Origin of the sequence: Kitasatospora sp. NPDC127121, from assembly GCF_042677305.1 — a bacterium.
Taxonomy (GTDB): Bacteria; Actinomycetota; Actinomycetes; order Streptomycetales; family Streptomycetaceae; genus Kitasatospora.
This window is the reverse complement of the sequence record NZ_JBHXTQ010000082.1, coordinates 14,646-40,022: the sequence shown is the minus strand read 5'-3', so window position 1 is coordinate 40,022 and position 25,377 is coordinate 14,646. Positions and strand designations below refer to the sequence as shown.

At 71.8% G+C, this 25,377-nt stretch carries 26 protein-coding genes; 21 read left to right on the top strand and 5 right to left on the bottom strand.

What is annotated here, in order from left to right; all coding sequences use genetic code 11:
• Positions 1-239 precede the first annotated feature (239 nt).
• Entirely contained in the window at positions 240-443 is a 204-nt protein-coding gene (locus ACFVHI_RS30655; RefSeq protein ID WP_052580872.1) for a cold-shock protein, read from the bottom strand.
• A gap of 368 nt (positions 444-811) precedes the next feature.
• On the opposite strand from ACFVHI_RS30655, the gene ACFVHI_RS30650 reads away from it, so the two are divergent.
• The 6 genes from ACFVHI_RS30650 (at position 812) to ACFVHI_RS30625 (ending at position 7,024) form a co-directional block, all read left to right on the top strand.
• Positions 812-1,714: a menaquinone biosynthetic enzyme MqnA/MqnD family protein gene (locus ACFVHI_RS30650; RefSeq protein WP_063348157.1), complete on the top strand. Its 903-nt coding sequence runs from the start codon at positions 812-814 to the stop codon at positions 1,712-1,714.
• A 189-nt stretch (positions 1,715-1,903) separates the two neighbouring features.
• Positions 1,904-3,124 (top strand): cyclic dehypoxanthinyl futalosine synthase, encoded by a 1,221-nt coding sequence (mqnC, locus tag ACFVHI_RS30645; protein ID WP_063348156.1) that lies wholly within the window; start codon positions 1,904-1,906, stop codon positions 3,122-3,124.
• 16 nt (positions 3,125-3,140) lie between these two features.
• Positions 3,141-3,857: a hypothetical protein gene (locus ACFVHI_RS30640; protein WP_380344903.1), complete on the top strand. Its 717-nt coding sequence runs from the start codon at positions 3,141-3,143 to the stop codon at positions 3,855-3,857.
• Positions 3,858-4,104: 247 nt separating this feature from the next.
• On the top strand, positions 4,105-4,692 hold the full coding sequence (locus tag ACFVHI_RS30635) for a hypothetical protein (protein WP_159398455.1): 588 nt from the start codon (positions 4,105-4,107) through the stop codon (positions 4,690-4,692).
• Positions 4,693-4,904: 212 nt separating this feature from the next.
• The gene (locus ACFVHI_RS30630; protein WP_063348153.1) at positions 4,905-5,600 is read left to right on the top strand and encodes a demethylmenaquinone methyltransferase; all 696 of its coding nucleotides are present in this window, start codon (positions 4,905-4,907) and stop codon (positions 5,598-5,600) included.
• Between the two features lie 134 nt (positions 5,601-5,734).
• The gene (locus ACFVHI_RS30625; protein ID WP_063351195.1) at positions 5,735-7,024 is read left to right on the top strand and encodes a geranylgeranyl reductase family protein; all 1,290 of its coding nucleotides are present in this window, start codon (positions 5,735-5,737) and stop codon (positions 7,022-7,024) included.
• A 54-nt stretch (positions 7,025-7,078) separates the two neighbouring features.
• Here the strand turns inward: ACFVHI_RS30625 and ACFVHI_RS30620 are convergent, their stop codons facing one another.
• The 3 genes from ACFVHI_RS30620 to ACFVHI_RS30610 form a co-directional block, all read right to left on the bottom strand.
• Entirely contained in the window at positions 7,079-7,441 is a 363-nt protein-coding gene (locus ACFVHI_RS30620; RefSeq protein ID WP_063348152.1) for a MazG-like family protein, read from the bottom strand.
• A gap of 124 nt (positions 7,442-7,565) precedes the next feature.
• Positions 7,566-8,264, bottom strand: a complete 699-nt coding sequence (locus tag ACFVHI_RS30615) for a peptidylprolyl isomerase (RefSeq protein WP_363371732.1) — start codon at positions 8,262-8,264, stop codon at positions 7,566-7,568.
• Between the two features lie 85 nt (positions 8,265-8,349).
• Positions 8,350-9,033, bottom strand: coding sequence for a TetR/AcrR family transcriptional regulator (locus ACFVHI_RS30610; protein ID WP_380344900.1), 684 nt, complete (start codon positions 9,031-9,033; stop codon positions 8,350-8,352).
• Positions 9,034-9,127: 94 nt separating this feature from the next.
• On the opposite strand from ACFVHI_RS30610, the gene ACFVHI_RS30605 reads away from it, so the two are divergent.
• Complete coding sequence (locus ACFVHI_RS30605) at positions 9,128-9,793, top strand: CatB-related O-acetyltransferase (protein WP_380344898.1); 666 nt, start codon at positions 9,128-9,130, stop codon at positions 9,791-9,793.
• A gap of 230 nt (positions 9,794-10,023) precedes the next feature.
• Entirely contained in the window at positions 10,024-11,076 is a 1,053-nt protein-coding gene (locus ACFVHI_RS30600) for a DMT family transporter (protein WP_380344896.1), read from the top strand.
• Positions 11,077-11,089: 13 nt separating this feature from the next.
• Here the strand turns inward: ACFVHI_RS30600 and ACFVHI_RS30595 are convergent, their stop codons facing one another.
• A complete protein-coding gene (locus ACFVHI_RS30595) occupies positions 11,090-11,644 on the bottom strand; it encodes a hypothetical protein (protein ID WP_363371722.1) in 555 nt (184 codons plus the stop codon).
• Between the two features lie 193 nt (positions 11,645-11,837).
• Between ACFVHI_RS30595 and ACFVHI_RS30590 the strand changes: the two genes are divergently transcribed.
• The 13 genes from ACFVHI_RS30590 to nuoK all read left to right on the top strand — a co-directional run bounded on the left by ACFVHI_RS30590 (position 11,838) and on the right by nuoK (position 25,374).
• On the top strand, positions 11,838-12,962 hold the full coding sequence (locus tag ACFVHI_RS30590; protein WP_380344894.1) for a sensor histidine kinase: 1,125 nt from the start codon (positions 11,838-11,840) through the stop codon (positions 12,960-12,962).
• On the top strand, positions 12,959-13,639 hold the full coding sequence (locus tag ACFVHI_RS30585; protein WP_380344892.1) for a response regulator: 681 nt from the start codon (positions 12,959-12,961) through the stop codon (positions 13,637-13,639). The genes ACFVHI_RS30590 and ACFVHI_RS30585 overlap by 4 nt, the downstream gene beginning before the upstream one ends.
• A 693-nt stretch (positions 13,640-14,332) precedes the next feature.
• A complete protein-coding gene (locus ACFVHI_RS30580) occupies positions 14,333-14,692 on the top strand; it encodes an NADH-quinone oxidoreductase subunit A (RefSeq protein WP_030060100.1) in 360 nt (119 codons plus the stop codon).
• Between the two features lie 100 nt (positions 14,693-14,792).
• A complete protein-coding gene (locus ACFVHI_RS30575) occupies positions 14,793-15,347 on the top strand; it encodes an NADH-quinone oxidoreductase subunit B family protein (RefSeq protein WP_063348147.1) in 555 nt (184 codons plus the stop codon).
• A complete protein-coding gene (locus tag ACFVHI_RS30570) occupies positions 15,344-16,057 on the top strand; it encodes an NADH-quinone oxidoreductase subunit C (RefSeq protein WP_063348146.1) in 714 nt (237 codons plus the stop codon). Before ACFVHI_RS30575 ends, ACFVHI_RS30570 begins: the two co-directional genes overlap by 4 nt.
• Positions 16,057-17,433, top strand: a complete 1,377-nt coding sequence (locus ACFVHI_RS30565; protein ID WP_063348145.1) for an NADH-quinone oxidoreductase subunit D — start codon at positions 16,057-16,059, stop codon at positions 17,431-17,433. Before ACFVHI_RS30570 ends, ACFVHI_RS30565 begins: the two co-directional genes overlap by 1 nt.
• A gap of 17 nt (positions 17,434-17,450) precedes the next feature.
• A complete protein-coding gene (nuoE, locus tag ACFVHI_RS30560) occupies positions 17,451-18,230 on the top strand; it encodes an NADH-quinone oxidoreductase subunit NuoE (protein WP_380344908.1) in 780 nt (259 codons plus the stop codon).
• Positions 18,230-19,591 carry an NADH-quinone oxidoreductase subunit NuoF gene (nuoF, locus tag ACFVHI_RS30555; RefSeq protein WP_380344889.1) on the top strand — a complete coding sequence of 454 codons (1,362 nt, stop codon included), beginning with the start codon at positions 18,230-18,232 and terminating at the stop codon, positions 19,589-19,591. Before nuoE ends, nuoF begins: the two co-directional genes overlap by 1 nt.
• Positions 19,588-22,131, top strand: coding sequence for an NADH-quinone oxidoreductase subunit G (locus ACFVHI_RS30550; RefSeq protein WP_380344888.1), 2,544 nt, complete (start codon positions 19,588-19,590; stop codon positions 22,129-22,131). Before nuoF ends, ACFVHI_RS30550 begins: the two co-directional genes overlap by 4 nt.
• Positions 22,128-23,456 (top strand): NADH-quinone oxidoreductase subunit NuoH, encoded by a 1,329-nt coding sequence (gene nuoH, locus ACFVHI_RS30545; RefSeq protein WP_380344886.1) that lies wholly within the window; start codon positions 22,128-22,130, stop codon positions 23,454-23,456. The genes ACFVHI_RS30550 and nuoH overlap by 4 nt, the downstream gene beginning before the upstream one ends.
• A 6-nt stretch (positions 23,457-23,462) precedes the next feature.
• A complete protein-coding gene (nuoI, locus tag ACFVHI_RS30540) occupies positions 23,463-24,065 on the top strand; it encodes an NADH-quinone oxidoreductase subunit NuoI (RefSeq protein ID WP_380344884.1) in 603 nt (200 codons plus the stop codon).
• Entirely contained in the window at positions 24,062-25,078 is a 1,017-nt protein-coding gene (locus ACFVHI_RS30535) for an NADH-quinone oxidoreductase subunit J (RefSeq protein WP_380344882.1), read from the top strand. The genes nuoI and ACFVHI_RS30535 overlap by 4 nt, the downstream gene beginning before the upstream one ends.
• A complete protein-coding gene (nuoK, locus tag ACFVHI_RS30530; RefSeq protein ID WP_030060110.1) occupies positions 25,075-25,374 on the top strand; it encodes an NADH-quinone oxidoreductase subunit NuoK in 300 nt (99 codons plus the stop codon). Before ACFVHI_RS30535 ends, nuoK begins: the two co-directional genes overlap by 4 nt.
• Positions 25,375-25,377: the final 3 nt, after the last annotated feature.

Here is a 25,377-nt window from a genome sequence, read left to right as displayed (position 1 = left end):
GGTGCGGCAGCGGGCCCTTGTGCGTGCCGCGGGGGCGACGGCACCGGCGCGGGCTCGTGTGCTGCTCCCCGGGTCGGCGGCCGGGGGGAAAGGGGCGGTGGAAAGGCCAGGGGAAAAGGCAGGGGGCCCGCCGGTTGGGCGGGCCCCCTTGGGTGTTGCTCTTGTGCTCATGGTGACGGCTGTCGGGAGCCGCCGACGGACCCGCTGGGGTCCCGAGCGATCAGAACATCAGAGGATGGTCAGATGGGGGTGACGTTCTCCGCCTGCGGGCCCTTCGGGCCCTGGGTGACGTCAAAGTTCACCGCCTGGTTCTCCTCCAGCGAGCGGAAGCCGCTCGCGTTGATGGCGGAGTAGTGGACGAAGACGTCGGGGCCGCCGCCCTCCTGGGCGATGAAGCCGAAGCCCTTCTCAGCGTTGAACCACTTGACGGTTCCCGTGGCCATGCCGTTCTCCTTGCGAGGGACGTGTCGGGGCCACACCGTGTGGCACCCGGTCCGCTGCGCTGATCGCCCTGCCTCCGGACGAGTCCGAAGTTTTTCGATATTGCTGAAAAACTACAAAAAGCCCGCGGTTACATGCTCCGCAGGCTTCAAGTACTGCAAGGGGAATCAAACTGCAACTGAGGGCAACGCTAGCATGCGGTCGCTGTGACGACCAGGGGTGAACTGCGGCCCCCACGACGCGTGTCGTAGGCCCTCGCAGGCGCGTCCCGCAGGCCTCGCGAGCGCGTGTCGGGTGCCCGGTGCAGGCCTTTGTGAACAGCAGGCATACGCTGCGGGAAAGCGCACGAACAGTACAAGGGAGCGGCGCAGTGGCAGCACCGGACGGACAATCGCGGGAGCCCCAGGAACACACCCCGGTCAGGCCTCGCGTCGGCCACATCCAGTTCCTGAACTGCGTACCCCTCTACTGGGGCCTCGCCAGGACCGGCAACCTCCTGGACCTCGACCTCACCAAGGACACCCCGGAGAAGCTGAGCGACCAGCTCGTCGACGGCTCGCTGGACATCGGTCCGATCACCTGCGTGGAGTACCTGCGCAACGCCGACGACCTGCTGGTCCTGCCCGACATCGCGGTCGGCAGCGACGGCCCGGTGATGTCCTGCCTCATCGTCAGCAAGGTGCCGCTCGCCGACCTGGACGGCCGCCGCGTCGCCCTCGGCTCCACCAGCCGCACCTCCGTCCGGCTCGCCCGGCTGCTGCTGGAGGAACGCGAGGGCGTCCGCCCCGACTACTTCAGCTGCCCGCCCGACCTCAGCTCGATGCTCGCCGAGGCCGACGCCGCCGTCCTGATCGGCGACCCGGCGCTGCGCGCCTACCTCGGCCAGGCCGCCGACCTCGGACTGACCGTCCACGACCTCGGCGAGATGTGGAAGGAGTGGACCGGCCTGCCGTTCGTCTTCGCCGTCTGGGCTGTGCGCCGCGAGTTCGCCGAGCGCCGTCCGGAACTGACCGCGGCCGTGCACCGGGCCTTCCTGGAGTCCCGCGACCTCTCACTGGTCGAGGCCGCCAAGGTCGCCGAACAGGCCGCCCGCTGGGAGGCCTTCGGCGCGGACGTGCTGGAGCGGTACTTCAGCGAGGCCCTCGACTTCTCGCTCGGCGAGCGGCAGCTGGCCGGCGTCGCCGAGTTCGCCCGCAGGGTCGCGCACGACAGCGGCTTCGCGTCGGACGTCGCGGTGCGGCTGCTGGAGCCGGCGGCGCTGCCGGTCGGCTGAGTGCGGCGGGGCGCTCCGGTGCGCCGGTGCACCGGCTCAGGTGCTCAGGTGCTCCGGGGCCGACGGGCAGCGGGCTGACGCGGACGCTCGAAAGGCCTGGCGTAGGCTGGTTCGGCCGTACCCGGACGCCCGTCGTCCGGGGGCGGCAGCGCCGAGAACTGCAGTATCCGAGAGAGAGAAGGCGGCCAGGTGACCGAGCTCGCAGCGACCACCCTCGATGCGCCCAGCACCGATTTGCAGGCCGTGCTCGACCGGGCCGCCGGCGGTGGCCGGATCACCCCGGAGGAGGCGCTGGAGCTGTACCGCTCGGCGCCGCTGCACGCGCTCGGCTCCGCCGCCGACGCGGTGCGCCGCCGCCGCTACGCCGGTACCGAGCACATCGCGACGTACATCATCGAGCGCAACATCAACTACACCAACGTCTGCGTGACGGCGTGCAAGTTCTGCGCCTTCTACGTGCCGCCGAAGAGCGACAAGGGCTGGTCCCGCGAGCTCGACGAGATCCTGCGCCGCTGCGCCGAGACCGTCGAACTGGGCGGCACCCAGATCATGTTCCAGGGCGGCCACCACCCGGACTACGGCGTGGAGTACTACGAGCGCGCGTTCTCGGCCATCAAGGCCGACTTCCCGCAGCTGGTGATCCACTCCCTGGGCGCCTCCGAGGTCGACCACATGGCCCGGATCTCGGGCGTCTCGATCGAGGAGGCCATCACCCGGATCCACCGGGCCGGCCTGGACTCCTTCGCCGGCGCCGGCGCCGAGCTGCTGCCCGCGCGGCCGCGCAAGGCGATCGCCCCGCTCAAGGAGTCCGGCGAGCGCTGGCTGGAGATCATGGAGGCCGCGCACGGCCTCGGCGTGGAGTCCACCTCCACCATGCTGATGGGCACCGGCGAGACCAACGCCGAGCGGATCGAGCACCTGCGGATGATCCGCGACGTGCAGGACCGCACCGGCGGCTTCCGGGCCTTCATCCCCTACACCTACCAGCCGCAGAACAACCACCTGAAGGGCTCGACGCAGGCCACCGTCTTCGAGTACCTGCGGATGATCGCGATCGCCCGCCTGTTCCTCGACAACATCGCCCACATCCAGGGCTCCTGGCTCACCACCGGCAAGGAGGCCGGCCAGCTGTCGCTGCACTACGGTGCGGACGACCTCGGCTCGGTCATGCTGGAGGAGAACGTCGTCTCGGCGGCCGGTGCCAAGCACCGCTCCAACCTCACCGAGCTGATCCACCTCATCCGGGCCGCCGACCGCGTCCCGGCGCAGCGCGCGACCACGTACGAGCACCTGCGGGTGCTGGACGACCCGGCCAACGACCCGGTGGACCCGCGGGTCGCCTCGCACATCGCCTCCACGGCGATCGAGGGCGGCACCGCGCACCCCGAGCTGAAGATCCTGGACAACTGAGGCCCGGGGCACCGCCGTGCTGACCCTGCACCGGGCGGCCCTGGTGCTGCCCGACCCGGCCGACCCCACCGCCCCGTCCCTCCCGGACGGGGCGGTGCTGGTGCGCGGTGACCGCGTCGAGGCCGTCGGACCGTACCGGGAACTGGCCGCCGCGCACCCGGGGGCGCGACTGCGGGACTGGGGCGCCGCGGTGCTCACGCCGGGGCTGCGCAACCCGTACGGGCACCGGCTGCTGGAACACGCCTACCACCCGGACCCGCGCGAGGAGATCGGCGTCGAGCCGGTCGCGGACGGGCTGACGGGCTCCGCCGACGAGGGGCGCTGCGGCGCGAGCGCCCGGCGCGGGCTGCAACGGATGCTCGGGTTCGGGGTGACGGCGGTGGCCGGGCCGTTCGAGCGGGCCGCGGTGCGCACGGCCGTGGCGCGCTCCGGGCTGGTCGCGCTGCCGGGCGGCCCTGGCACGGGGGGTGGCCCTGAGGCGGGGAGTGGCCCGGGCGCCGGGGGTGGCCCTGGTGCGGTGGGCGCGGGGGACTGCCTGCTGGGCCTGGGAGACGGCCCGCTGGACCCGCTGTCGGTGCTGCCGCTCGCGGCGGCCGTGCACGGCCGGGTGGCGGCGGGCGGCCGGGCCGACTTCGCGGTGTTCCCGGCCGTTGGGGAGGGCTTCGCCCAGCCATCGCCGGGCGGTTGCCTGGCCGCCGTACTGGGCGGGCGGTTGGTGTACCGGCGGCGCTGAACGAGGCCGGGAACCGGGCGGCGTACTCGCCGGTAGTCGGACTTCCTTGCGGCGTACGGCACTTCCTTCGTGTGCCGCCGAACTCCACTGTCCACCCTGTGGGGTGATTCCCCCTTCGCCGTGACCTGAGGGCCCGCCAGCGGATACGATCCCGGACAGCTCACTCCGTACCCTCACCACCTACCGCCCGTGCCCGCGGGTGGCGGGGCCGTGTCCCAGGCCCCGAAGGCAAGCCAGGACAGGAACCATGCGATCCGCGACCGTCCCCCCGCCGCGATCCCCGCGGATGGGCCGTGGTTGGTACCTCGCCGCCGTGCTCAGCGCCGTGCTGGCCGTCGGCATGTGCCTGCTCGGCTGGCGCCAGGCCGACCAGGCCGACCGGATCGGCGCCCACCCCGTGAGAGTCGAAGGCGTCGTCACCCAGCTCCCCACCGGCGGCGGCTCCTACAGCGCCGTCAGCTACCGGGCGTCCGGCCAGTCGCACACCGCGGCCGCGCTGCCGCTCGCCGACGGCGCCAGGATCGGCGACCCGATCTGCCTGGAGCACGCCGCCGACGACCCGGGGGCGGTGCGGATCTGCGGCGACACCTACCCGCAGCCGGTCGGCGTCGGCCTGGCCCGGTTCAGCGTGCCGGTCGCGGTCGGGATGTTCGTGATCTGCGTGCTGCGCATCCGGCGGCACCGGCGGGCGCTCGCGGTCCGCGCCGGGCAGGGCCGGCTGGCCACCACCGTCGCGCTGGCGACCGGGGCGCTGGCCGACGGGATGCCCGCGATAACCCACGGCAAGCGCTCCCGGCGCCGGCGGCGCGCGGGCGGGCGGCGCGCGCAGCACTGACGGGGCGCGTAGCACTGGTGGGCCGGGTGGGGCGCCGGTGGGCTGGGCGGGGGAACTGGGCGGGGGAGCTGGGCGGCGGGGGCGCGCGGCGACGTCCGTGCGACGGGTGCCGGGTGGACGGGTCTGTGCGGCGGGGCCCGTGCGGCGGGTGCGGACGCCCCGCGGCGTGCCCCGTTGGTCGGGCTGTCGGCGCCAGGGTGAACAATGGGGGCGTGACCCGAGCCTCTCTGGACAAGCAGCCGCACGAAGTCGCCGCCATGTTCGACGACGTCGCGGCCAAGTACGACCGCACCAACGACGTGCTGTCCCTCGGCCAGGCCCGCGCCTGGCGCCGGGCGGTGGCCGAGGCGGTGGCCGCCGGACCGGGGGACCTCGTGCTCGACCTCGGAGCCGGCACCGGCACCTCCTCGCTGCCCTTCGCCGAGGCCGGCGCGCAGGTCGTCCCGTGCGACTTCTCCGTCGGCATGCTCGTCGAGGGCAAGCGCCGCCACCCCGAACTGCCGCTCACCGCCGGCGACGCCACCCGGCTGCCGTTCGCGGACGGCACCTTCGACTCGGTGACGATCTCCTTCGCGCTGCGCAACGTCCAGGACACCGACGCGGCGCTGCGCGAGATGCAGCGCGTCACCAAGCCCGGCGGCAAGCTGGTGATCTGCGAGTTCTCCACCCCGACCTGGACGCCGTTCCGGACGGTCTACACCGAGTACCTGATGCGCGCTCTGCCGCCGGTCGCCACCGCGGTCAGCAGCAACCCGGACGCGTACGTGTACCTCGCCGAGTCCATCCGGTCCTGGCCCGACCAGCCCGAGCTGGCGGCCCGGCTGCAGGAGAGCGGCTGGTCCAAGGTCGCCTGGCGCAACCTCACCGGCGGCATCGTCGCGCTGCACCGGGCGTACAAGCTCGGGTAGCCGCTGCACCGGCGGGGTGGGGGCGTGGTCGTTTCCGGCGGCGGGGACGGAACTAGACTGCCGGAGACAAAAGCCGCCGTCCCCACAGCCGCAGCTCCAGGAGAGTGTCCACCGTGTCCGAGACCGCAGCCGATCTGACGAAGCCGGACAGCCCGGTCGAGAGCACGGCCGACGTCATCGTGGTCGGCGCGGGTCCGGCCGGGTCCACCACCGCGTATTACCTCGCCCAGGCCGGGCTGGACGTGCTGCTGCTGGAGAAGACCGCGTTCCCGCGCGAGAAGGTCTGCGGCGACGGCCTCACCCCCCGCGCCACCAAGCAGCTGGTGGACATGGGCATCGACGTCTCCACCGAGAACGGCTGGCTGCACAACAAGGGCCTGCGCATCATCGGCGGCGGCGTCCGGCTGGAGCTGGACTGGCCCGAGCTGTCCGCCTTCCCCGACTACGGCCTGGTCCGCAAGCGCGCCGACTTCGACGAGCTGCTGGTCCGTCAGGCCGAGAAGGCCGGCGCCCGGCTCTACGAGCGCTGCAACGTCAGCGGGCCCGTCCTGGACGAGCGCACCGGCCGGATCGTCGGCGTCACCGCCAAGCTCGGCGACGAGAAGCGGCCGGTCACCTTCCGTGCCCCGCTGGTGGTCGCCGCCGACGGCAACTCCACCCGGCTCTCGCTCGCCATGGGCCTGCACCGCCGCGAGGACCGCCCGATGGGCGTCGCCTACCGGACGTACTTCACCTCGCCGCGCCACGACGACGACTACCTGGAGTCCTGGCTGGAGCTGTGGGACACCCGCGGCGGCCAGCGCAAGCAGCTGCCCGGGTACGGCTGGGTCTTCGGTATGGGCGACGGCACCTCCAATGTCGGCCTCGGCATCCTCAACTCCTCGCCCGCGTTCGGCGAACTCGACTGGCGCGAGGTGCTCAAGGCCTGGTGCGCCGGCATGCCGGAGGAGTGGGGCTACACCCCCGAGAACATGACCGACCCGATCCGCGGCGCCGCGCTGCCGATGGCCTTCAACCGGCAGCCGCACTACACCCGCGGCCTGCTGCTCGTCGGCGACGCGGGCGGCATGGTCAACCCGTTCAACGGCGAGGGCATCGCCTACGCGATGGAATCCGGCCAGATCGCCGCCGGCGTCATCGTCCAGGCCCACGCCCGGGTCACCGAGACCGGGCGCGAGCGCGCTCTGCAGGGCTACCCGCGCGTCCTCAAGGACGTCTACGGCGGCTACTACACGATGGGCCGCGCCTTCGTGAAGCTCATCGGCAACCCCAAGGTGATGCAGATCGCCACCCAGCGCGGCCTCACCCACCCGATGCTGATGCGCTTCACCCTCAAGATGCTCGCCAACCTCACCGACCCGCAGGGCGGCGACGCGATGGACCGCATCATCAACGGCCTCGCGAAGGTCGCGCCCAACGCGTAGCGGGCCTGGGCCTTCCTTCCGGTCCCCCTGGTCCCCCCGGTCCTTTCCAGGACCTCAAGGCGTCTCCTCCGCCGCCTTCCGCTCCCCGTCCGCCGGGCGGCGGGAGGCGGCGGAGCGCTGTTCGACGTAGGCGAGGCGGTCGGCGAAGACCCGGGCCGCGTCGGGGGTGAGCGTCCGGAGGGCGACGAGGGCGGTGAAGACGACGTCGCAGAGCTCGTGCTGGACGTCCTCCCAGCTGTGGGTGACGCCCTTGCGCGGGTTCTGGCCGGTGGCGCCGATCACCGCGGCGCCGACCTCACCGACCTCCTCGGAGAGCTTGAGGATCCGCAGCAGGCGCTCCTCCCGGGGCGACTGCGTGCCCTGCTCGTCGAGCCACGCGACGAGGTGGTCCACGCTCTCCCAGATCCGGCTGTCCATGCGCGCTGCTCCCGTGCGGTGTCGTTGGTGCTGTCACCGTACGGGAGGCGCTGCCGACGCACGGGAACGGCGTGGGGGCGGGCGGTGAGGGGTGAGGGGTGGGCGGTGAGGGGCGGGCTCCCGGTCAGCGGGTGCTGATCTTCACGTGGCGGATGTTCACGGGGAGGGTGGGGAAGCCGTCGCCGGGGTTGTTCTGGTCGTCCTCGCCGCCTGCGGCGATCTTCTGCAGGACGTCCAGGCCCGCCGTGATCCGGCCGAACGGGGTGTAGGCGGGGGAGAGCTTGGTGTCCTTCCAGACGAAGAAGAACTGGCTGCCGTTGGTGTTCGGACCGGCGTTGGCCATCGCCACGGTGCCGGCCGGGTAGGTGGCGCCGGTCAGGTTCTCGTCCGGGAAGGAGTAGCCGGGCCCGCCGCTGCCCGTTCCGGTCGGGTCGCCGCACTGCAGGACGTAGAGCCGCTGGGTGGTGAGGCGGTGGCAGTGGCTGCGGTCGAAGTAGTCGTGCTCGGCGAGGAAACGGAACGAGAAGGTGGTGCAGGGCGCCTTGTCGGTCAACGCCTGGAAGGTGATCGCGCCCTGGCTGGTGCGCAGGGTGGCGCGGTAGGGCTGGGCGGCCTTCTTGGCGTCGAAGACCGGGATGCCCTTGAAGTTGTCGGCCGGCACCGCGGGCGTGTAGGTGCAGGCGGGCGCGGGCGGCGTGGTGTCCGCGACGGCGGTGCCGGTGCTCGCCGTGAGCGGGAGGACGGTGGCGACGGCGAGCAGAGCCCAGGGTGCGCGCTTCACGTGACGGGCCTTCCGAAGGGTGGTGGACGGCGGGGTTGGCATGGCGCCATCATCCACGTCGGGGCGGCGATCCGGTAGGGGGCGGTAGGGAGCGGTGGGGTTCAGGCCCCGTCGGGCGGGTGGAGGGTCAGGAGGACTCCGGGGGAACGGGGTTGGCCCGGGGGGCGGGGGTGAACAGTCCGGCGCGGGCGGCCAGTGCGGCGGCGTCGGCGGCCCGCTCGGCGGTGCGGGCGTCCAGCGGCTCGCCGGTGACGAACAGCCGGTAGTAGAGCGGGGCGGTGGCGGCCCGGACCACCTCGGCACCGTCGGTTCCGGTGGGCAACTCGCCTCGGGCGACGGCTCGTTCGGCGACCTCGGCGGCCTGGCGGTGACGGGAGGCGAAGAAGGCGCGCAGGGCGGTCGCGCCGGTGTCGGAGCGCTGGGCGGCGAAGATCAGCGCGGTGGGGGTGGCCCCCAGGTCGGGATCGGTGAAGACGGTGAACACCTCCCGGGTGATCAGTCGCAGGTCCTCGCGGAGGTCGCCGGTGTCGGGCAGCGGCCAGGGCTGGTCGGCCGAGGCGGTCAGGGCGTCCGCGACCAGGCCGTCCACTCCGCCCCACCGCCGGTACAGCGTCGCCTTGTGGACGCCGGAGCGGCTCGCGACCGCCTCGATGGTGAGGTCGTCGTACCCCTTCTCGGTGACCTCGGCGAGCGTGGCGGCGACCACCCCCTCCCGGACCCGGGCGCTGCGGCCGCCGGGGCGCGGGGTCGGGGTGCGGGGCTCTGGGTGGGTCGTTTCGAGGTGAGTCGGCTCCGGGGCGTTCTCGTTCAAAGTCGACTCCAGTCGCGTTAAGGCTTGCTGCGGTGTGGCGGTCGTGCCATGCTCATCGTAATGCGACTTTGGTCGCGTTACGAGAGGAGCCTGCGTGACCGCCACCGCCATTCCCGACCCCACTGCCCTGCACCCGCTCGCCGGCCACGACCGGGTCGTCCTGCTGCGCCCGCTCGTCACCGACCCGCGGATCGAGGTCGGTGAGTACACCTACTTCGATGACCCCGAGGGGGCCACCCGCTTCGAGGAGCGCAACGTCCTCTACGCCTACGGACCCGAGCGGCTGGTGATCGGCAAGTACTGCGCGATCGCCACCGGGGCCCGCTTCCTGATGGCCGGCGCCGCCCACCCGACCATCGGCGTGTCCACCTTCCCGTTCACGATGTTCGGCGGCGAGTGGACCGAGCGGACCCTCGACCTCGTGACCGGCCTGCCCAGCCGGGGCGACACCGTGATCGGCAACGACGTCTGGTTCGGCTTCGGTGCCACCGTCCTGCCCGGCGTCCGGATCGGTGACGGCGCGATCATCGCGGCCGGTGCGATGGTCACCGCCGACGTCGAGCCGTACACCATCGTCGGCGGCAACCCGGCCCGGCCGATCCGGCGCCGCTTCGAGGGCGCCGACATCGAGCGCCTGCTCCGTGCGGCCTGGTGGGACTGGCCGGTCGAGCTCGTCACCGAGCACGTCCGCGCCATCATGTCCGGGACCCCGGCCGACATCGAGGAGATCGCCGCGGCGAACGGCCTGCTCGTCCGCTGACCTGCCGGGCCTGGGAAGGGCGTTGGCCCCGGGGGTGCCGGAGCCCTCCGGAGATCCAGCGAGTTGCGGCAGGGCGTTGATCACGGGTGGGCCGGTGCGGGAGGATGGCGTCCCCCTGCTCCATGCTCCGCCCCGTCGATAGCTGTGCCCTTCGCCCAGCTCCAGGGTCCGTCCGACGCCGTACGGTACTCGCGCCCCGCCGGTTCCGTTCGCTCGGAGGGATCTGACTCATGCGTGCCTCCCTGTCCATGTCTTCGTCCTCATCGGCCCTTCGCGACCTGCCGGTTCTCTTGGTGGCAGCGGTGTGGGGGTCGAGCTTCCTCGCCGTCCAGCGGGTGGCGGAGCCCGGGACGGCCGTGGCGATGCTGGTCCTGCGGTTCGGGCTGGTGCTGCCGCTGCTCGGGATGGTCGCCTGGCCGGCGCTACGGAGGCTGAGCCGCGCCGAGTGGCTGGGCGGCGGTGCACTGGGGTTGGTGCTCAGCGGGATCTTCCTGCTGGAGACGTACGGCGCCGTGCACACCTCCGCCACCAATGCCGGGTTGATCATCAGCCTCGCGATGGTGCTCACCCCGCTCGGCGAGAGCGTCCTCAGCCGAACGGCACCGCCCCGCGCCTTCCTCGCGGCCGCCGCGCTGGCCGTGCTCGGCGTCGCCCTGCTCACCGGGGACGGCGGGCTGCGCCCGCCTTCGCTCGGCGACCTGCTGGTGCTGGGAGCTGCCCTGGTTCGCTCGGCCTTCGTCCTGGCGACGGCCCGCGTCCGCGCCGTCCGCGAAACCGACATGCTGGCCCTGACCTGGGTCCAACTCGCCGTCGCGACCGCCGTGTTCGCGGCCGTCGCACCAGCCGTAGGGCCGTCGCCGTGGGCCGTCGCCCGCTCGTACGGGCCCGGCCAGTGGGCCTGGTTGCTGCACCTGTCCCTGTTGTGCACGCTGTTCGCCTTCTTCGTTCAGATGTGGGCTGTCCGCGCCACCTCGCCGTCCCGGGTGAGTCTGCTGCTCGGCACCGAACCGCTATGGGCCGCCGTCTTCGGCATCACCATCGCCGGGAACCGGATGGGGCCGCTCGCCCTGGTCGGCGGAGCCCTGGTCGTGGTCGCCACCGAGTGGGGCCGCCGCACCGCTCCCGCCCCCGTCCCCGCTCCCGCCCCCGTCCGGCGCGGGGAGACCGAAGCCGCTGAGTCCGAGGTCGTCGAGTCCGAGGCCGCTGGATCTGTTGTTGCCGAGTCCGAGTCCGAGTCCGCGACCGGGGTCGGGGAGCGGGGCCCGGAGCCGGCCCCGGTGTGATCCGCTGCGGTGGTCACCGGCGACTCAGCGTCCGACGGGCGTAGTCGATGGTGACCGCGCCGAGCAGCGGACCCCATGCCACCAGCGGCAGGTAGGCGAGGGTCATCACCAGGCCGGCGGCGCCGTGCGGGGAGTCCGGCTCCGCCATGTTCCGGCTCCAGCCGCCGACCGCCGCGGTTATCCCGAGCACGGTCAGAAACGCCGAGCCCAGCGCGCCCGGAACGATCGCGGCGAGCGGGTGCACCGCCCGGCCGCCGATCAGCGGGATCCAGCGCGGCGCCAGCTGGCCCCAGGGCCGGACCAGCCCGACGGTCAAGAAGGCCAGCGCTTCGGCCAGGGCGCTCAGCACCACGACGTAGACCGTGCCCCAGCCCGGCTGGTGCTCGGCGTACCGTGCGGCGGTGGCACCCGTGAAGCCGACCGGGACGCCGAAGCCGAACGCGATCCGCCACAGCCCCGAGGGAACGGTGGTCAGCACGGTGGCCTTGGCGGCGAACTCGGCCCAGCGTGGTGCGGGCGGGACGGCCGGACGGGTGGTGGTCCGGGCGTTGATCGCGAGCTTCGACATGGTGGTGAACTCCCTTCGCGGCCGGCGCTCCGGCCGCTTCGATGGCTCAAGCCTGGCCGTTCCACGCGGCGAGCGGCAGCTGCCGATCGGGCTGTTCTCCCTGCTCAACAGGCCTCTGAAATATGCCGATCGGCACAGGCGGGCAACCTGCGCCGCGTCGTAACGTGGCGGCAGTCGAAGGGAGGAGATGGCGATGAATCAGATGCTGGCGGTGATCGTCCCGGCCGCGCTTCCGCTGGTCCGGGCGGCGCGCAGGCGCCAGGGCATGGCGGTCGTGACCGCGACGGCCGGGGCGATGTCGGCCTTGGTCACGGTTGCCGTCTGGCTCACCGGCCGCTGGACGGAGTCGGACCGGTGGCCCGGGCTGGTCGGCCTGGTCGAACTGGCCGTCCTCCTGCTGTCCGTGGTCCTCGCCCTGCGCGTCGAGGACGGCCTCCGGTGCGCGCTGGCGACGTGGACGGCTTGCGGCGCGGTCGCGCTCTGGCCGTCCCGGTTCGAGGCGATCGGCGGGCCCGGAGACGTGCTCACCCTCTTCGGATTCGGGTCGATGCTGGCCCTGCCGGCCGTCCTGACCGGGCTCTACCTGCGCGGCCTGGACGAGGGGCGGTGTCGGGCGGTGGCCGAGGCCAGGCGTTCCCAGCGGCTCGAACTGGCCCACGACCTGCACGATTTCGTGGCGCACGACGTGAGCGGCATGGTCGCCCAGGCTCAGGCCGGGGTGTACCTGGCCGCGGCTGACCCAGCCCGGGCGGTCGAGATGTTCGAGCGGATAGAACAGGCCGGGCAGCGAGCCCTGGCCTCGCTGGACCGGACGGTTCAGCTGCTGCGCACGGAGGAGGGGAGTGGGCGCGGACCGCAACAGGGGCTGGCCGAACTGGCGGAGGTGGCAGAACGGTTCACCGCCCTGGGCGGCGCCGAGGTCCGGCTGGAGCTGCCGGACGGGCCGGTCCCCCGGGAGGTGGAGGGCACGGTCCACCGGATCGTGGTCGAGGCGCTGACCAACGTCCGGCGGCACGCTGCGGGCGCCCGGACGGTCGAGGTCCGTGCCCGTCGCGCGGGCGGGTGGCTGGAGTTGACCGTGACGAACGACGGACTCGCACCCGGCGCGGGTGGGCGCCCGCGCGGTGGCGGCGGCAGCGGACTGCCGGGGCTGGCGGCCCGAGTGGAGGCGCTCGGCGGCACGTTCGCGGCAGGCACGGAGGAGCGAGAGGCCTGGCGGGTGGCGGCGAGACTGCCGCTGGAGAGGCAGGAGCGACAGGAGAGTCAGGAGAAACCAGTGATTCCGGTGAGGACCAGTTCAGGGGAGAGGTGGAAATGATCGGCAGCACAGGGCCGATCCGGATCCTGGTCGCGGACGACCAGGCCGATGTCCGCACCGCGTTCCGGATGATCCTGGACGTTCAGCCGGACATGTCGGTGGTGGCGGAGGTGGCGGACGGCGCCGCGGCGGTGGAGGAGGCCCGACGGCTTAGACCGGACGTCGTGCTCGCGGACATTCGAATGCCTAGGCTCGACGGCTTGGAGGTCACGAGGCAGCTGGCCGGCGAGTGCAAGGTGATCGTGGTGACCACCTTCGACCTGGACGAGTACGTGCATACGGCCCTGCGGCATGGGGCGGCCGGCTTCCTGCTGAAGCGATCGGGGCCAGTGCTGCTGATCGAGGCGGTGCGGGCGGCGATGGCCGGGGACGCGTTGATCAGTCCACAGGTCACCGTCCGGCTGCTGCGGCACATGACGGCGCCCGGGAGCGACCGTACGGCCGGAGCAGGGCCTTCGGCGGCGGCGCCGCTGATAGCCGGCCCGATCGAGGAACTGACCGCGAGAGAAAGGGAGATCGCCGAACAGGTGGCAGACGGCGCGACGAACGCCGAGATCGGAGCGGGGCTGTTCATCTCGCCGGGGACGGTCAAGAACCACCTCGCCAACGTCCAGCGCAAGCTCGGTGCCCGTAACCGGGTGGGCATCGCGGCCTGGGTCTGGGAGCAGGGCCGGTAGCCGGTAACCGGCCCCGGTGAACGGTGGGGCGAGCCCGGACGCGGGCGCGAGGGCAGAGGGCGGCGGCCCCGAGGAAGGGCCCCCAGGAAAGGGCCCCAGGGAAGGCGGCGCGGGAAGGGCAGCGCACGGAGGTCGGGGCGCCGCGCGCTGGGCCGGGCATGGCCCAGCGCAGGAGAGGGTCGGGCGGGCGGCGGGCGGCGGGCGGCGGGCGGCGGGCGGGGTGGGGGAGGGGGAGGGGAGGGGGGAGGGCCCCAAGGACCGTTTCGCGCGCTTGTGAACGAAGGGTCAAGCGAGCGTTCGGCCCCCCGCCACCCCTCAGAGTGAGCCGCTATAACACGTCAACATGGCGCCTCGAAATTTGCTCCCGTCGACGCATAGTTGATATAGGAGTGCGGCTCTGACCAGCCGCTTCACAAGTAAATGCGACTGGTTGTGACCATTTGACTTCTTTGTGTCGACAACTCTGGGCATGTTCATATTCGGCACGATTCTCATCGTGGCGTAGATCACAAAGATGACGTTGAACTGCGTGTCGCAGATCACAAGCCGACGGGCATAGGATGCGCTCGTTCCAGGCTTTGTGAACTGCCTCACATGAGGTGGATCCCGGGAACCGGAACGCGGGTTCACCTCAGCGTGACTCGCCGGTTCCGATCTGCAGTCAAGGACGACTGGACGGAGGGAGCGGGGGCTATGAATGCCTACGCGCCGATCCTCGTACTCGGTGCCATCGCGGCGGCGTTCGCGGTCGGCTCCGTCGTGATGGCCTCACTCACCGGCCCCAAGCGCTACAACCGGGCCAAGTTGGAGGCGTACGAGTGCGGCATCGAGCCGACCCCGCAGCCCGTGGGCGGCGGTCGGTTCCCGATCAAGTACTACCTGACGGCGATGCTCTTCATCGTCTTCGACATCGAGATCGTCTTTCTCTATCCCTGGGCGGTGACCTTCGACGCCCTGGGGATCTTCGGGTTGGTCGAGATGCTCCTGTTCATCGCCACGGTCTTCGTCGCCTACGCCTACGTGTGGCGCCGCGGCGGCCTGGAGTGGGACTGAGCGCGGGGTGGCCGCCGCCTTTGTGAACGAGCGGACAAGCCCGAACGGGCCGACGTACCACAGGACTTGAGGGCTTCTTGAGGGCATTGAGAGGGATCTGATGGGAATCGAGGAGAAGCTGCCGAGCGGCTTTCTGCTCACGACCGTGGAGACGGCCGCCGGTTGGGTGCGCAAGGCGTCACTCTTCCCGGCCACCTTCGGTCTGGCCTGCTGCGCGATCGAGATGATGACCACCGGCGCCGGCCGCTACGACCTGGCCCGGTTCGGCATGGAGGTGTTCCGGGGCTCCCCCCGGCAGGCCGATCTGATGATCGTGGCGGGTCGGGTGAGTCAGAAGATGGCCCCGGTGCTGCGCCAGGTGTACGACCAGATGGCCAACCCGAAGTGGGTCATCTCGATGGGCGTCTGCGCCTCCTCGGGCGGGATGTTCAACAACTACGCGATCGTGCAGGGCGTCGACCACATCGTCCCGGTGGACATCTACCTGCCCGGTTGCCCGCCCCGCCCGGAGATGCTGATGGACGCCATCCTGAAGCTGCACGACAAGATCCAGCACGAGCCGCTGGGCGCGAACCGGATCCGGGCCGAGGAGCTCGGCGAGGCGCTCGCCCTCAAGGCCACCCCGGTCAGTGAGATGCGGGGGCTGCTGCGATGAACGAGCAGGTACCCGAGACGCGTCGCGAGCACCCGGTCCGCGAGATCCCGGTCGAGGTGGTCGGCCGCCGGCAGGGCATGTTCGGCGCCCTGGGCAGCGGTGACACCTCCGGCTTCGGCGGCCTGGCCGCGCCGATCGTGCTGCCCGGCCCGAGCGAACGGCCGTACGGCGGCTGGTTCGACGAGGTCGCCGACGAGCTGGAGGGCGCCCTGGAGGAGCAGGGCCTGGACCCGGCCGAGGTGATCGAGAAGACCGTCGTCGACCGCGGCGAGCTCACCTTCCACATCGACCGCGCCCACCTGCTCCGGACCGCCCGCACCCTGCGCGACGACCCGGCGCTGCGTTTCGAGCTGTGCCTGGGCGTGAGCGGCGTGCACTACCCCGACGACAAGGGCCGCGAGCTGCACGCGGTCTACCACCTGCGGTCGATCACCCACGGACGGCTGATCCGGGTGGAGGTCACCGCGCCGGACGCCGACCCGCGCATCCCCTCCGTGGTGAGCGTCTACCCGACCAACGACTGGCACGAGCGCGAGGCCTACGACTTCTTCGGCCTGGTCTTCGACGGCCACCCGGCACTCACCCGGATCATGATGCCGGACGACTGGCTGGGCCACCCGCAGCGCAAGGACTACCCGCTCGGCGGCATCCCCGTCGAGTACAAGGGCGCCCAGATCCCGGCTCCCGACCAGCGGAGGTCGTACAGCTGATGAGTACTCGGCACGACGAAGAGGCTCGGCACGACGAAGGGACTCGTCCCCACGAAGGAGCCGAGCAGGCAGAGGCCCGGGAGACCACCGAGGGCCGGGTCTTCACGGTCACCGGCGGCGACTGGGGCGAGGTGGTCGAGGCGGTCGGCCGGGCCGACGACGAGCGCATCATCGTCAACATGGGCCCCCAGCACCCGTCCACCCACGGCGTGCTGCGGCTGATCCTGGAGATCGACGGCGAGACGGTGAAGGAGGCCCGTTGCGGCATCGGCTACCTCCACACCGGCATCGAGAAGAACATGGAGTTCCGCAACTGGGTCCAGGGCACCACCTTCGTGACCCGGATGGACTACCTGACCCCGCTGTTCAACGAGACCGCGTACTGCCTGGCCGTCGAGAAGCTGCTCGGCATCACCGACGACATCCCGGACCGGGCCACCGTGATCCGGGTGCTGATGATGGAGCTCAACCGGATCGCCTCGCACCTGGTCTGCCTGGCCACCGGCGGCATGGAGATCGGCTCCACCACCCTGATGATCTACGGCTTCCGCGACCGCGAGCTGATCCTGGACGTCTTCGAGCTGGTCACCGGCCTGCGCATGAACCACGCGTACGTGCGCCCCGGCGGCCTCGCCCAGGACCTCCCCCCCGGCGCCGTCGACCAGATCCGCGAGTGCGTGAAGACCCTGCGCTCCCGGATGCACGAGTACGACAAACTCGCCACCGGGAACCCGGTGTTCAAGGCCCGCCTGGTCGACGTCGGTTTCCTCGACCTGCCCGGCTGCCTGGCCCTCGGCGCCACCGGCCCGATCCTGCGCGCCACCGGCCTGCCGCACGACCTGCGCAAGACCGACCCGTACTGCGGCTACCAGGACTACGACTTCGAGGTCGCGATCGCGGACAGCGCCGATTCCTACGGCCGCTTCCTGATCCGCCTGGAGGAGATGCGGCAGTCGCTGGGGATCGTCGAGCAGTGCCTGGACCGGCTGCGGCCGGGCCCGGTGATGGTGGCCGACAAGAAGATCGCCTGGCCCGCCCAACTCGCCGTCGGACCGGACGGGATGGGCAACTCGCTCGACCACATCCGCAAGATCATGGGCACCTCGATGGAGGCCCTGATCCACCACTTCAAGCTGGTCACCGAGGGCTTCCGGGTCCCGGTCGGCCAGGCGTACGCGGCGGTCGAGTCGCCCAAGGGCGAGCTGGGCGTGCACGTGGTCAGCGACGGCGGGACGCGCCCGTACCGGGTCCATTTCCGGGATCCGTCGTTCACCAATCTGCAGTCGATGGCGGCGATGTGCGAGGGCGGCCAGGTCGCCGACGTGATCGTCGCGGTGGCCGGGATCGACCCGGTGATGGGAGGCGTGGACCGGTGACAGACGTTCAGTTGGGGATGCCGGCGCTGCCGGCCACACCGTACCCCGAGGAGGTGCACGCCCGGCTGGCCGCCGACGCCGCGGAGCTGATCGGCCGCTACCCGCAGGCCCGGTCGGCGCTGCTGCCGCTGCTGCACCTGGTGCAGGCCGAGGAGGGCTTCGTCAGCCCGACCGGCATCCGGTTCTGTGCCGAGCAGTTGGACCTCACCACCGCCGAGGTGACCGCCGTCGCCACCTTCTACACCATGTACCGGCGGCGCCCGGCCGGGAAGTACCACGTCGGGGTCTGCACCAACACCCTGTGCGCGGTGCTCGGCGGCGACCAGATCTTCGACGAGCTCCAGCAGCACCTCGGCGTGCGCAACAACGAGACCACCGGGGACGGCGAGATCTCGATCGAGCACATCGAGTGCAACGCGGCCTGCGACTACGCGCCCGTGGTGATGGTCAACTGGGAGTTCTTCGACGACCAGACCCCGGAGAGCGCCAAGCGGCTGGTCGACGACCTGCGCGCGGGCCGGGAGGTCCGGCCGACCCGCGGCGCCCGGCTGTGCACCTTCAAGGAGTCCGCCCGGATCCTGGCGGGCTTCCCCGACGAGCGCCCGGGTGCCAACGACGAGTCCGGCGCGGGTGGCGCGCCCTCGCTGGCGGGCCTGCGCCTGGCCAAGGGCGAGGCGCTGCCCGGCACCGGCGGCACCAAGGTCGTCGCGCCCCGCCACGAGGGCATCGGCCACGACGGCGCCGGCTACGAGAGCACCGGCCACGAGAGCACCGGCCACGAAGGGACGGAAGCGTGATGACCGCCGCCGAGCCGGCCGAGAAGCTGCTCACCCCCGTCCTGTCCGCCTCCTGGGACGACGACCGGCCCTGGACGCTGGCCACCTACCGCCGCCACCACGGCTACGACGGCCTCAAGGCGGCCCTGGCGATGCCGCCGGACGACGTGATCGCCCTGGTGAAGGACTCCGGGCTGCGCGGTCGCGGCGGCGCCGGCTTCCCCACCGGGATGAAGTGGCAGTTCATCCCGCAGAACGACGGCAAGCCGCACTACCTGGTGGTCAACGCGGACGAGTCCGAGCCGGGCACCTGCAAGGACATCCCGCTGCTGTTCGCCAACCCGCACGCGCTGATCGAGGGCATGATCATCGCCTCCTACGCGATCCGCTGCGACCACGCGTTCATCTACCTGCGCGGCGAGGTCGTCCCGGTGCTGCGCCGCCTGCACGCGGCCGTCGCCGAGGCGTACCAGGCCGGGCTGCTCGGCCGGGACATCCTCGGCTCCGGCGTCAACCTCGACATCACCGTGCACGCCGGCGCCGGCGCCTACATCTGCGGCGAGGAGACGGCGCTGCTGGACTCGCTGGAGGGCCGCCGCGGCCAGCCCCGGCTGCGGCCGCCGTTCCCGGCGATCGCCGGCCTGTACGCCTGCCCGACGGTGGTCAACAACGTCGAGTCGATCGCCTCGGTGCCGCCGATCCTGGCCCGCGGCAAGGAGTGGTTCAAGGGCCTGGGCACCGAGAAGTCCCCCGGCTTCACGCTGTACTCGCTCTCCGGCCACGTCACCAACCCCGGCCAGTACGAGGCGCCGCTGGGCATCACGCTGCGCCAGCTGCTGGACATGAGCGGCGGCGTCCGCCCCGGGCACCGGCTCAAGTTCTGGACCCCGGGTGGCTCGTCCACCCCGATGTTCACCGACGAGCACCTGGACGTCCCGCTGGACTACGAGGGTGTCGGCGCGGCCGGCTCGATGCTCGGCACCAAGGCGCTGCAGGTCTTCGACGAGACCACCTGCGTGGTGCGGGCGGTCACCCGCTGGACCGAGTTCTACGCCCACGAGTCCTGCGGCAAGTGCACCCCCTGCCGCGAGGGCACCTACTGGCTGGTCCAGTTGCTCAAGCGGATCGAGGCGGGCGCGGGCGTCGAGGGGGACCTGGAGAAGCTCCTCGACATCGCCGACAACATCAACGGCAAGTCCTTCTGCGCACTGGGCGACGGCGCCGCGAGCCCGATCGTCTCCTCCCTCCAGCACTTCCGGGCCGAGTACGAGCAGCACCTGGCCGAGCGCCGCTGCCCGTTCGACCCGGCCGCCTCCACCGTCTGGGCCGACGGCCCCCGCCCCGGCCACCAGTCCGCCACCGAAAGGGAGGTGCACGCGTGACGATCACAGAGCCATCCACCTCCACGGGCGACAAGGCCGCGGTCGAGCTGGTCACGCTCACCATCGACGGCGTCGAAGTGCAGGTCCCCAAGGGGACGTTGGTGATCCGGGCCGCCGAACGGATCGGCACCCAGATCCCGCGCTTCTGCGACCACCCGCTGCTCGACCCGGCCGGCGCCTGCCGGCAGTGCATCGTCGAGATCGAGGGCCAGCGCAAGCCCGTCGCCTCCTGCACCATCCCGGTCGCCGAGGGCATGGTGGTGCGCACCCAGGTGAGTTCGCCGGTGGCCGAGAAGGCGCAGCGCGGCGTGATGGAGCTGCTGCTGATCAACCACCCGCTGGACTGCCCGGTCTGCGACAAGGGCGGCGAGTGCCCGCTGCAGAACCAGGCGATGTCCACGGGTGACGCCGACACCCGCTTCGAGGGGATGAAGCGCACCTACGAGAAGCCGATCCCGCTCAGCACCCAGGTGCTGCTGGACCGGGAGCGCTGCGTGCTGTGCGCGCGCTGCACCCGCTTCTCGCAGCAGATCGCCGGGGACCCGTTCATCGACCTGCTGGAACGCGGCGCGCTCCAGCAGGTCGGCACCGGGGACGACGAGCCGCTCGACTCGTACTTCTCCGGGAACACCATCCAGATCTGCCCGGTGGGCGCCCTGACGTCGGCGGCCTACCGTTTCCGCTCCCGCCCGTTCGACCTGGTCTCCTCGCCGAGCGTGTGCGAGCACTGCTCCGCGGGCTGCGCCCAGCGCACCGACCACCGGCGCGGCAAGGTGCTGCGCCGGCTGGCGGGCGAGGACCCGGCGGTCAACGAGGAGTGGAACTGCGACAAGGGCCGGTTCGCGTTCCGGTACGCCCAGCAGCGGGATCGGATCGCGACCCCGCTGGTGCGGGTGGACGGCGAGCTGGTGCCCGTCTCCTGGCCGGAGGCGTTGGCCCGGGCCGCTGAGGGACTGCGCGGCGTCCGCGCCGGGGTGCTGACCGGTGGCCGGGTGACCGTCGAGGACGCCTACGCGTACGGGAAGTTCGCGCGGGTGGTGCTCGGCACCAACGACGTGGACTTCCGGGCCCGCCCGCACAGCGGCGAGGAGGCGGACTTCCTGGCCGCCGCCGTCGCCGGGCGCGGGGTGGACGTGGATGGCGAGGGCCTGACCTACGAGCAGTTGGAGCAGGCGCCGGCGGTGCTGCTGGCGGGCTTCGAGCCGGAGGAGGAGTCGCCGATCGTCTTCCTGCGGCTGCGCAAGGCGAGCCGCGACCGGGGCCTGAAGGTGTACTCGGTGGCGGCGTTCGCCTCCCGGGGCCTGGCCAAGCTGCGTGGCGCGCTGCTGCCGGCCGCCCCGGGCACGGAGGCGGAGTGGTTCGCCGCGCTGGCCGCCGACGAGCCGCTGAACGACGAGGCCGGGCGGGCCGCCGAGCTGCTGCGCGGCCCGGGCGCGGTGATCCTGGTGGGCGAGCGGCTGGCCGCGGCCCCGGGCGCGCTGACGGCGGTGCTGCGGCTGGCGCACGCGACCGGCGCCCGGCTGGCGTGGGTGCCGCGCCGGGCGGGTGAGCGCGGTGCGGTCGAGGCGGGCCTGCTGCCGGGGCTGCTGCCCGGCGGCCGTCCGGTGGCGGCTCCGGCCGCCCGGGCGGAGGCCGCCGGGGTGTGGGGGGTGGCGGAGCTGCCGTCCGGGCCGGGCCGGGACACCGGCCAGATCCTGACGGCCGCGGCGCACGGTGAGCTGGACGCGCTGCTGGTCGGCGGCGTCGACCCGGACGACCTGCCGGATCCGGCGCTGGCCGACGCGGCGCTGGCGGCGGTGCCGTTCGTGGTGTCGCTGGAGCTGCGGCCCTCCGCGGTGACGGCGCACGCGGACGTGGTGCTGCCGGTGGCGGCGGTGGCGGAGAAGGCCGGTGCCTTCCTGGACTGGGAGGGCCGGCTGCGGATGTTCGAGGCGGCGCTCAAGCCCGATCAGCAGATGGGCCGCCATCTGTACCCGGACCTGCGGGTGCTGAGCATGCTGGCGGAGGCGCTGGGCCACCGGTTGGGTCTGCCGGACGTCCGGGCGGCCCGGTTGGAGCTGGACCACTTCACCCCGTGGGCGGGTGACCGGTCCGCGGACCCGGCCGCGCACCCCGGCGTGCTGCCCCGCCCGGCCACCGGCCAGGCGGTGCTGGCGGGTTGGCGCCAGCTGCTGGACAACGGCACGTTGCAGCAGGGCGATCCGCACCTGGCGGGTACCCGGCACCGGGCGGTGGCCCGGGTCTCGCCGGCCACCGCGAAGGAGATCGGCGCGAAGGACACCGGCGCCGAGGCGGGCGGGGAGGGCGGGGCGCTGCGGCTGACCGGCCCGGCCGGCTCGCTGACCCTGCCGCTGGAGGTCACCGACTCGATCCCGGACCGCACGGTCTGGATCCCGCTCAACTCCACGCCGGGCGGCGCCCATCGCGCGCTCGGCACCACCGTCGGCCATCTGGTCACGATCGCCGTGGCCGCCCCCGAGCCGGCCGTCCGGGCCGAGGCCGCGGCGGGCGACGCGGGCAGTGAAGGGGAGGAGCGATGACTCCGCAGCCGTACGAGACGCTCCACTTCTTCGGGCAGGACCCGTGGTGGATGGTGCTGCTGAAGGCGGTGTTCTGCTTCGGCTTCCTGGTCCTGACGGTGCTGATCGCGATCGTCTGGGAGCGCAAGGTGGTGGCCTGGATGCAGCTGCGCATCGGGCCGAACCGGCACGGGCCGTGGGGGATGCTGCAGTCCCTGGCGGACGGCGTGAAGCTCGCGCTCAAGGAAGACCTGGTGGTCAAGGGCGCGGACAAGGTGGTCTACATCCTGGCCCCGATCGTCTGCGCCGTCCCGGCGTTCATGGCCTTCGCGGTGATCCCGTTCGGGCCGGCCGGCAACGAGGTGTCGATCTTCGGCACCCGGACGGCGATGCAGCTGACCGACTTCCCGGTGGCGCTGCTGTACATCCTGGCGACGGCCTCGATCGGCATCTACGGCATCGTGCTGGCCGGCTGGTCGTCCGGTTCGACGTACCCGCTGCTGGGCGGGCTGCGCTCGGCCGCGCAGATGGTCAGCTACGAGATCGCGATGGGTCTGTCCTTCGCGGCGGTGTTCATCTACTCGGGGTCGATGTCGACCTCGGAGATCGTGGCGCACCAGCAGCCGACCTGGTTCGCGGCGCTGCTGCCGGTGTCGTTCATCGTGTACATCATCGCGATGGTGGGTGAGACCAACCGGGCGCCGTTCGACCTCCCGGAGGCCGAGGGCGAGCTGGTCGGCGGCTTCAACACCGAGTACTCATCGCTGAAGTTCGCGATGTTCATGCTGGCCGAGTACGTCAACATGGTGACCGTCTCGGCGGTGGCCTCCACCCTGTTCCTGGGCGGCTGGCGGGCCCCGTGGCCGGTGTCGACCTTCTGGGAGGGCGCCAACCACGGCTGGTGGCCGATGCTGTGGATCACGCTGAAGATCCAGCTGCTGCTGTTCTTCTTCATCTGGCTGCGCGGCACGCTGCCCCGGTTCCGCTACGACCAGTTCATGAAGCTGGGCTGGAAGGTGCTGATCCCGGTCTCGCTGGTGTGGCTGGTGCTGATCGCGAGCGTGCGGGCGCTGCGCAACGAGGGCTACGGCTTCGGCGAGGTGGTGCTGTACGTCGGCGCGCCGGTCGGGGCGATCCTGCTGCTCGCCCTGCTGCGGGACTTCCTGAAGAAGGAACCCGAGCCCGAACCAATCCTGCCGAAGGGGGAGTTCGACCCGATGGCGGGCGGCTACCCGGTGCCCCCGCTGCCCGGACAGGAGCTCCCGCCGGTGCCGCGCCGGCGCAGCCGGGCCCCGAAGCAACTCCAGGACGCCCTCAACGGGGCCGACCATACCGAAGGGAGCTGAACCGAGATGTCGTCCGACCAGACGGAGCGGGCCGAACGGCCCGACAAGCCGTCGATCCTCGGCCCGGCCGCCGGCTTCGGCGTGACCTTCAAGGCCATGTTCAAGAAGCGGCTCACCGAGCAGTACCCGGAGCAGAAGAAGCCCACCGCTCCGCGCTTCCACGGCCGCCACCAGCTGAACCGGCACCCGGACGGCCTGGAGAAGTGCGTCGGCTGCGAGCTGTGCGCATGGGCCTGTCCGGCCGACGCCATCTACGTGGAGGGCGCGGACAACCGGGAGGAGGAGCGCTACTCGCCGGGCGAGCGCTACGGCGCGGTCTACCAGATCAACTACGCCCGCTGCATCCTGTGCGGGCTGTGCATCGAGGCCTGTCCGACCCGCGCGCTCACCATGACCAACGAGTACGAGCTGGCCGACTCCTCGCGCCGGGACCTGATCTTCACCAAGGAGCAGCTGCTGGTCGGCCTGTCCGAGGGCATGGTGGACGCCCCGCACTCGATCTTCCCGGGCGCCGACGAGGGCGCGTACTACCGGGGCGAGATCACCGCGGCGGCGCCCGGGACGGTCCAGCAGGAGCGCACCGACCGGGAGCGGGAGGTCCAGCAGTGACCTCCCTCAACCTGGCCGCGACCGGGACGACCTCCGTCGGGGAGGCCGTCCAGTTCTGGGTGCTCGCGGTGCTCGCGGTCGGCGGCGCGCTCGGCATGGTGCTGATGCGCAAGGCCGTGCACAGCGCGCTGTGCCTGGCGGCCACGATGATGGCGCTGGCGGTCTGTTACATGGCGCAGGGCGCGGTGTTCCTGGGCGTGGTGCAGATCGTCGTGTACACCGGCGCGATCATGATGCTGTTCCTGTTCGTGGTGATGCTGGTCGGCGTCACCAGCGAGGACTCCCTGAAGGAGCAGTTGAAGGGCCAGCGGGTCGCCGCGGTGCTGTGCGGGCTGGGCTTCGGCGTGCTGCTGATCGCCGGGATCGCCAACGCGCGGCTGGACCACTTCACCGGCCTGTCCGAGGCGAACGCCGAGGGCAATGTGCCGGGCCTGGCCCGGCTGATCTTCACCCGGTACGTGTGGGCGTTCGAGGTCACCGGCGCGCTGCTGATCACCGCGGCGATCGGTGCGATGGTGCTGACCCACCGCGAGCACGTGAAGGCGCCGAAGACGCAGCGCGAGCTGGCCGCCCAGCGGGTCGTGGACAACCTGCAGCTGCCGCCGCTGCCGGCGCCGGGCGTGTACGCGCGGCACAACGCGGTGGACGTTCCGGCGCTGCTGCCGGACGGCACGATCGCCGAGGACTCGGTGATGGCGACGCTGCGCGAGCGCGGCCAGGTCCGGGACGTCAGTCAGGAGATGCTGCGGCGGATGGCCGAGCTGGAGAACACCACGGCGGACTGGCTGGGCCGGCCGTCGTCCGAGCGGTCGGCGGTCGCCGGACCGCGCAAGTCCCTGGAGCCGGTGCCGGCGTCGGTGCCGGCGTCGGTGAACGGCAAGGACGGCAACGGCGGTCCGAACGGTCTGAACGGCAACGGCGGTCTGAATGCCAACGGCGGTCTGAACACCAAGGACGGCCTGAACGGCAAGGACGGCCTGAACGGCCGCGCCGACGAGGGGGGAGCGGAGTGAACCCGGTCAACTACCTGTACCTCGCGGCCCTGTTGTTCACCATCGGCGCGGCCGGAGTGCTGATCCGGCGCAACGCGATCGTGCTGTTCATGTGCGTGGAGCTGATGCTGAACGCCTCGAACCTCGCCCTGGTGACCTTCTCCCGGCTGCACGGCACCCTGGACGGCCAGATCATCGCGTTCTTCACGATGGTGGTCGCGGCGGCCGAGGTCGTGGTCGGCCTCGCCATCATCGTCTCCATCTTCCGGACCAGGCACTCCGCTTCGGTCGACGACAGCAATCTGATGAAGCTGTAGGCG

Bases quoted from the DNA above. Each gene is read 5' to 3' on its own strand.
- ACFVHI_RS30655 (WP_052580872.1), bottom strand. From the start codon at position 443: ATGGCCACGGGAACCGTCAAGTGGTTCAACGCTGAGAAGGGCTTCGGC.
- ACFVHI_RS30635 (WP_159398455.1), top strand. From the start codon at position 4,105: ATGCGATCCGCGACCGTCCCCCCGCCGCGATCCCCGCGGATGGGCCGT.
- ACFVHI_RS30620 (WP_063348152.1), bottom strand. From the start codon at position 7,441: ATGGACAGCCGGATCTGGGAGAGCGTGGACCACCTCGTCGCGTGGCTC.
- ACFVHI_RS30615 (WP_363371732.1), bottom strand. From the start codon at position 8,264: ATGCCAACCCCGCCGTCCACCACCCTTCGGAAGGCCCGTCACGTGAAG.
- ACFVHI_RS30600 (WP_380344896.1), top strand. From the start codon at position 10,024: ATGCGTGCCTCCCTGTCCATGTCTTCGTCCTCATCGGCCCTTCGCGAC.
- ACFVHI_RS30595 (WP_363371722.1), bottom strand. From the start codon at position 11,644: ATGTCGAAGCTCGCGATCAACGCCCGGACCACCACCCGTCCGGCCGTC.
- ACFVHI_RS30590 (WP_380344894.1), top strand. From the start codon at position 11,838: ATGAATCAGATGCTGGCGGTGATCGTCCCGGCCGCGCTTCCGCTGGTC.
- ACFVHI_RS30585 (WP_380344892.1), top strand. From the start codon at position 12,959: ATGATCGGCAGCACAGGGCCGATCCGGATCCTGGTCGCGGACGACCAG.
- ACFVHI_RS30580 (WP_030060100.1), top strand. From the start codon at position 14,333: ATGAATGCCTACGCGCCGATCCTCGTACTCGGTGCCATCGCGGCGGCG.
- ACFVHI_RS30575 (WP_063348147.1), top strand. From the start codon at position 14,793: ATGGGAATCGAGGAGAAGCTGCCGAGCGGCTTTCTGCTCACGACCGTG.
- ACFVHI_RS30570 (WP_063348146.1), top strand. From the start codon at position 15,344: ATGAACGAGCAGGTACCCGAGACGCGTCGCGAGCACCCGGTCCGCGAG.
- ACFVHI_RS30565 (WP_063348145.1), top strand. From the start codon at position 16,057: ATGAGTACTCGGCACGACGAAGAGGCTCGGCACGACGAAGGGACTCGT.
- nuoE (WP_380344908.1), top strand. From the start codon at position 17,451: ATGCCGGCGCTGCCGGCCACACCGTACCCCGAGGAGGTGCACGCCCGG.
- nuoF (WP_380344889.1), top strand. From the start codon at position 18,230: ATGACCGCCGCCGAGCCGGCCGAGAAGCTGCTCACCCCCGTCCTGTCC.
- nuoH (WP_380344886.1), top strand. From the start codon at position 22,128: ATGACTCCGCAGCCGTACGAGACGCTCCACTTCTTCGGGCAGGACCCG.
- nuoI (WP_380344884.1), top strand. From the start codon at position 23,463: ATGTCGTCCGACCAGACGGAGCGGGCCGAACGGCCCGACAAGCCGTCG.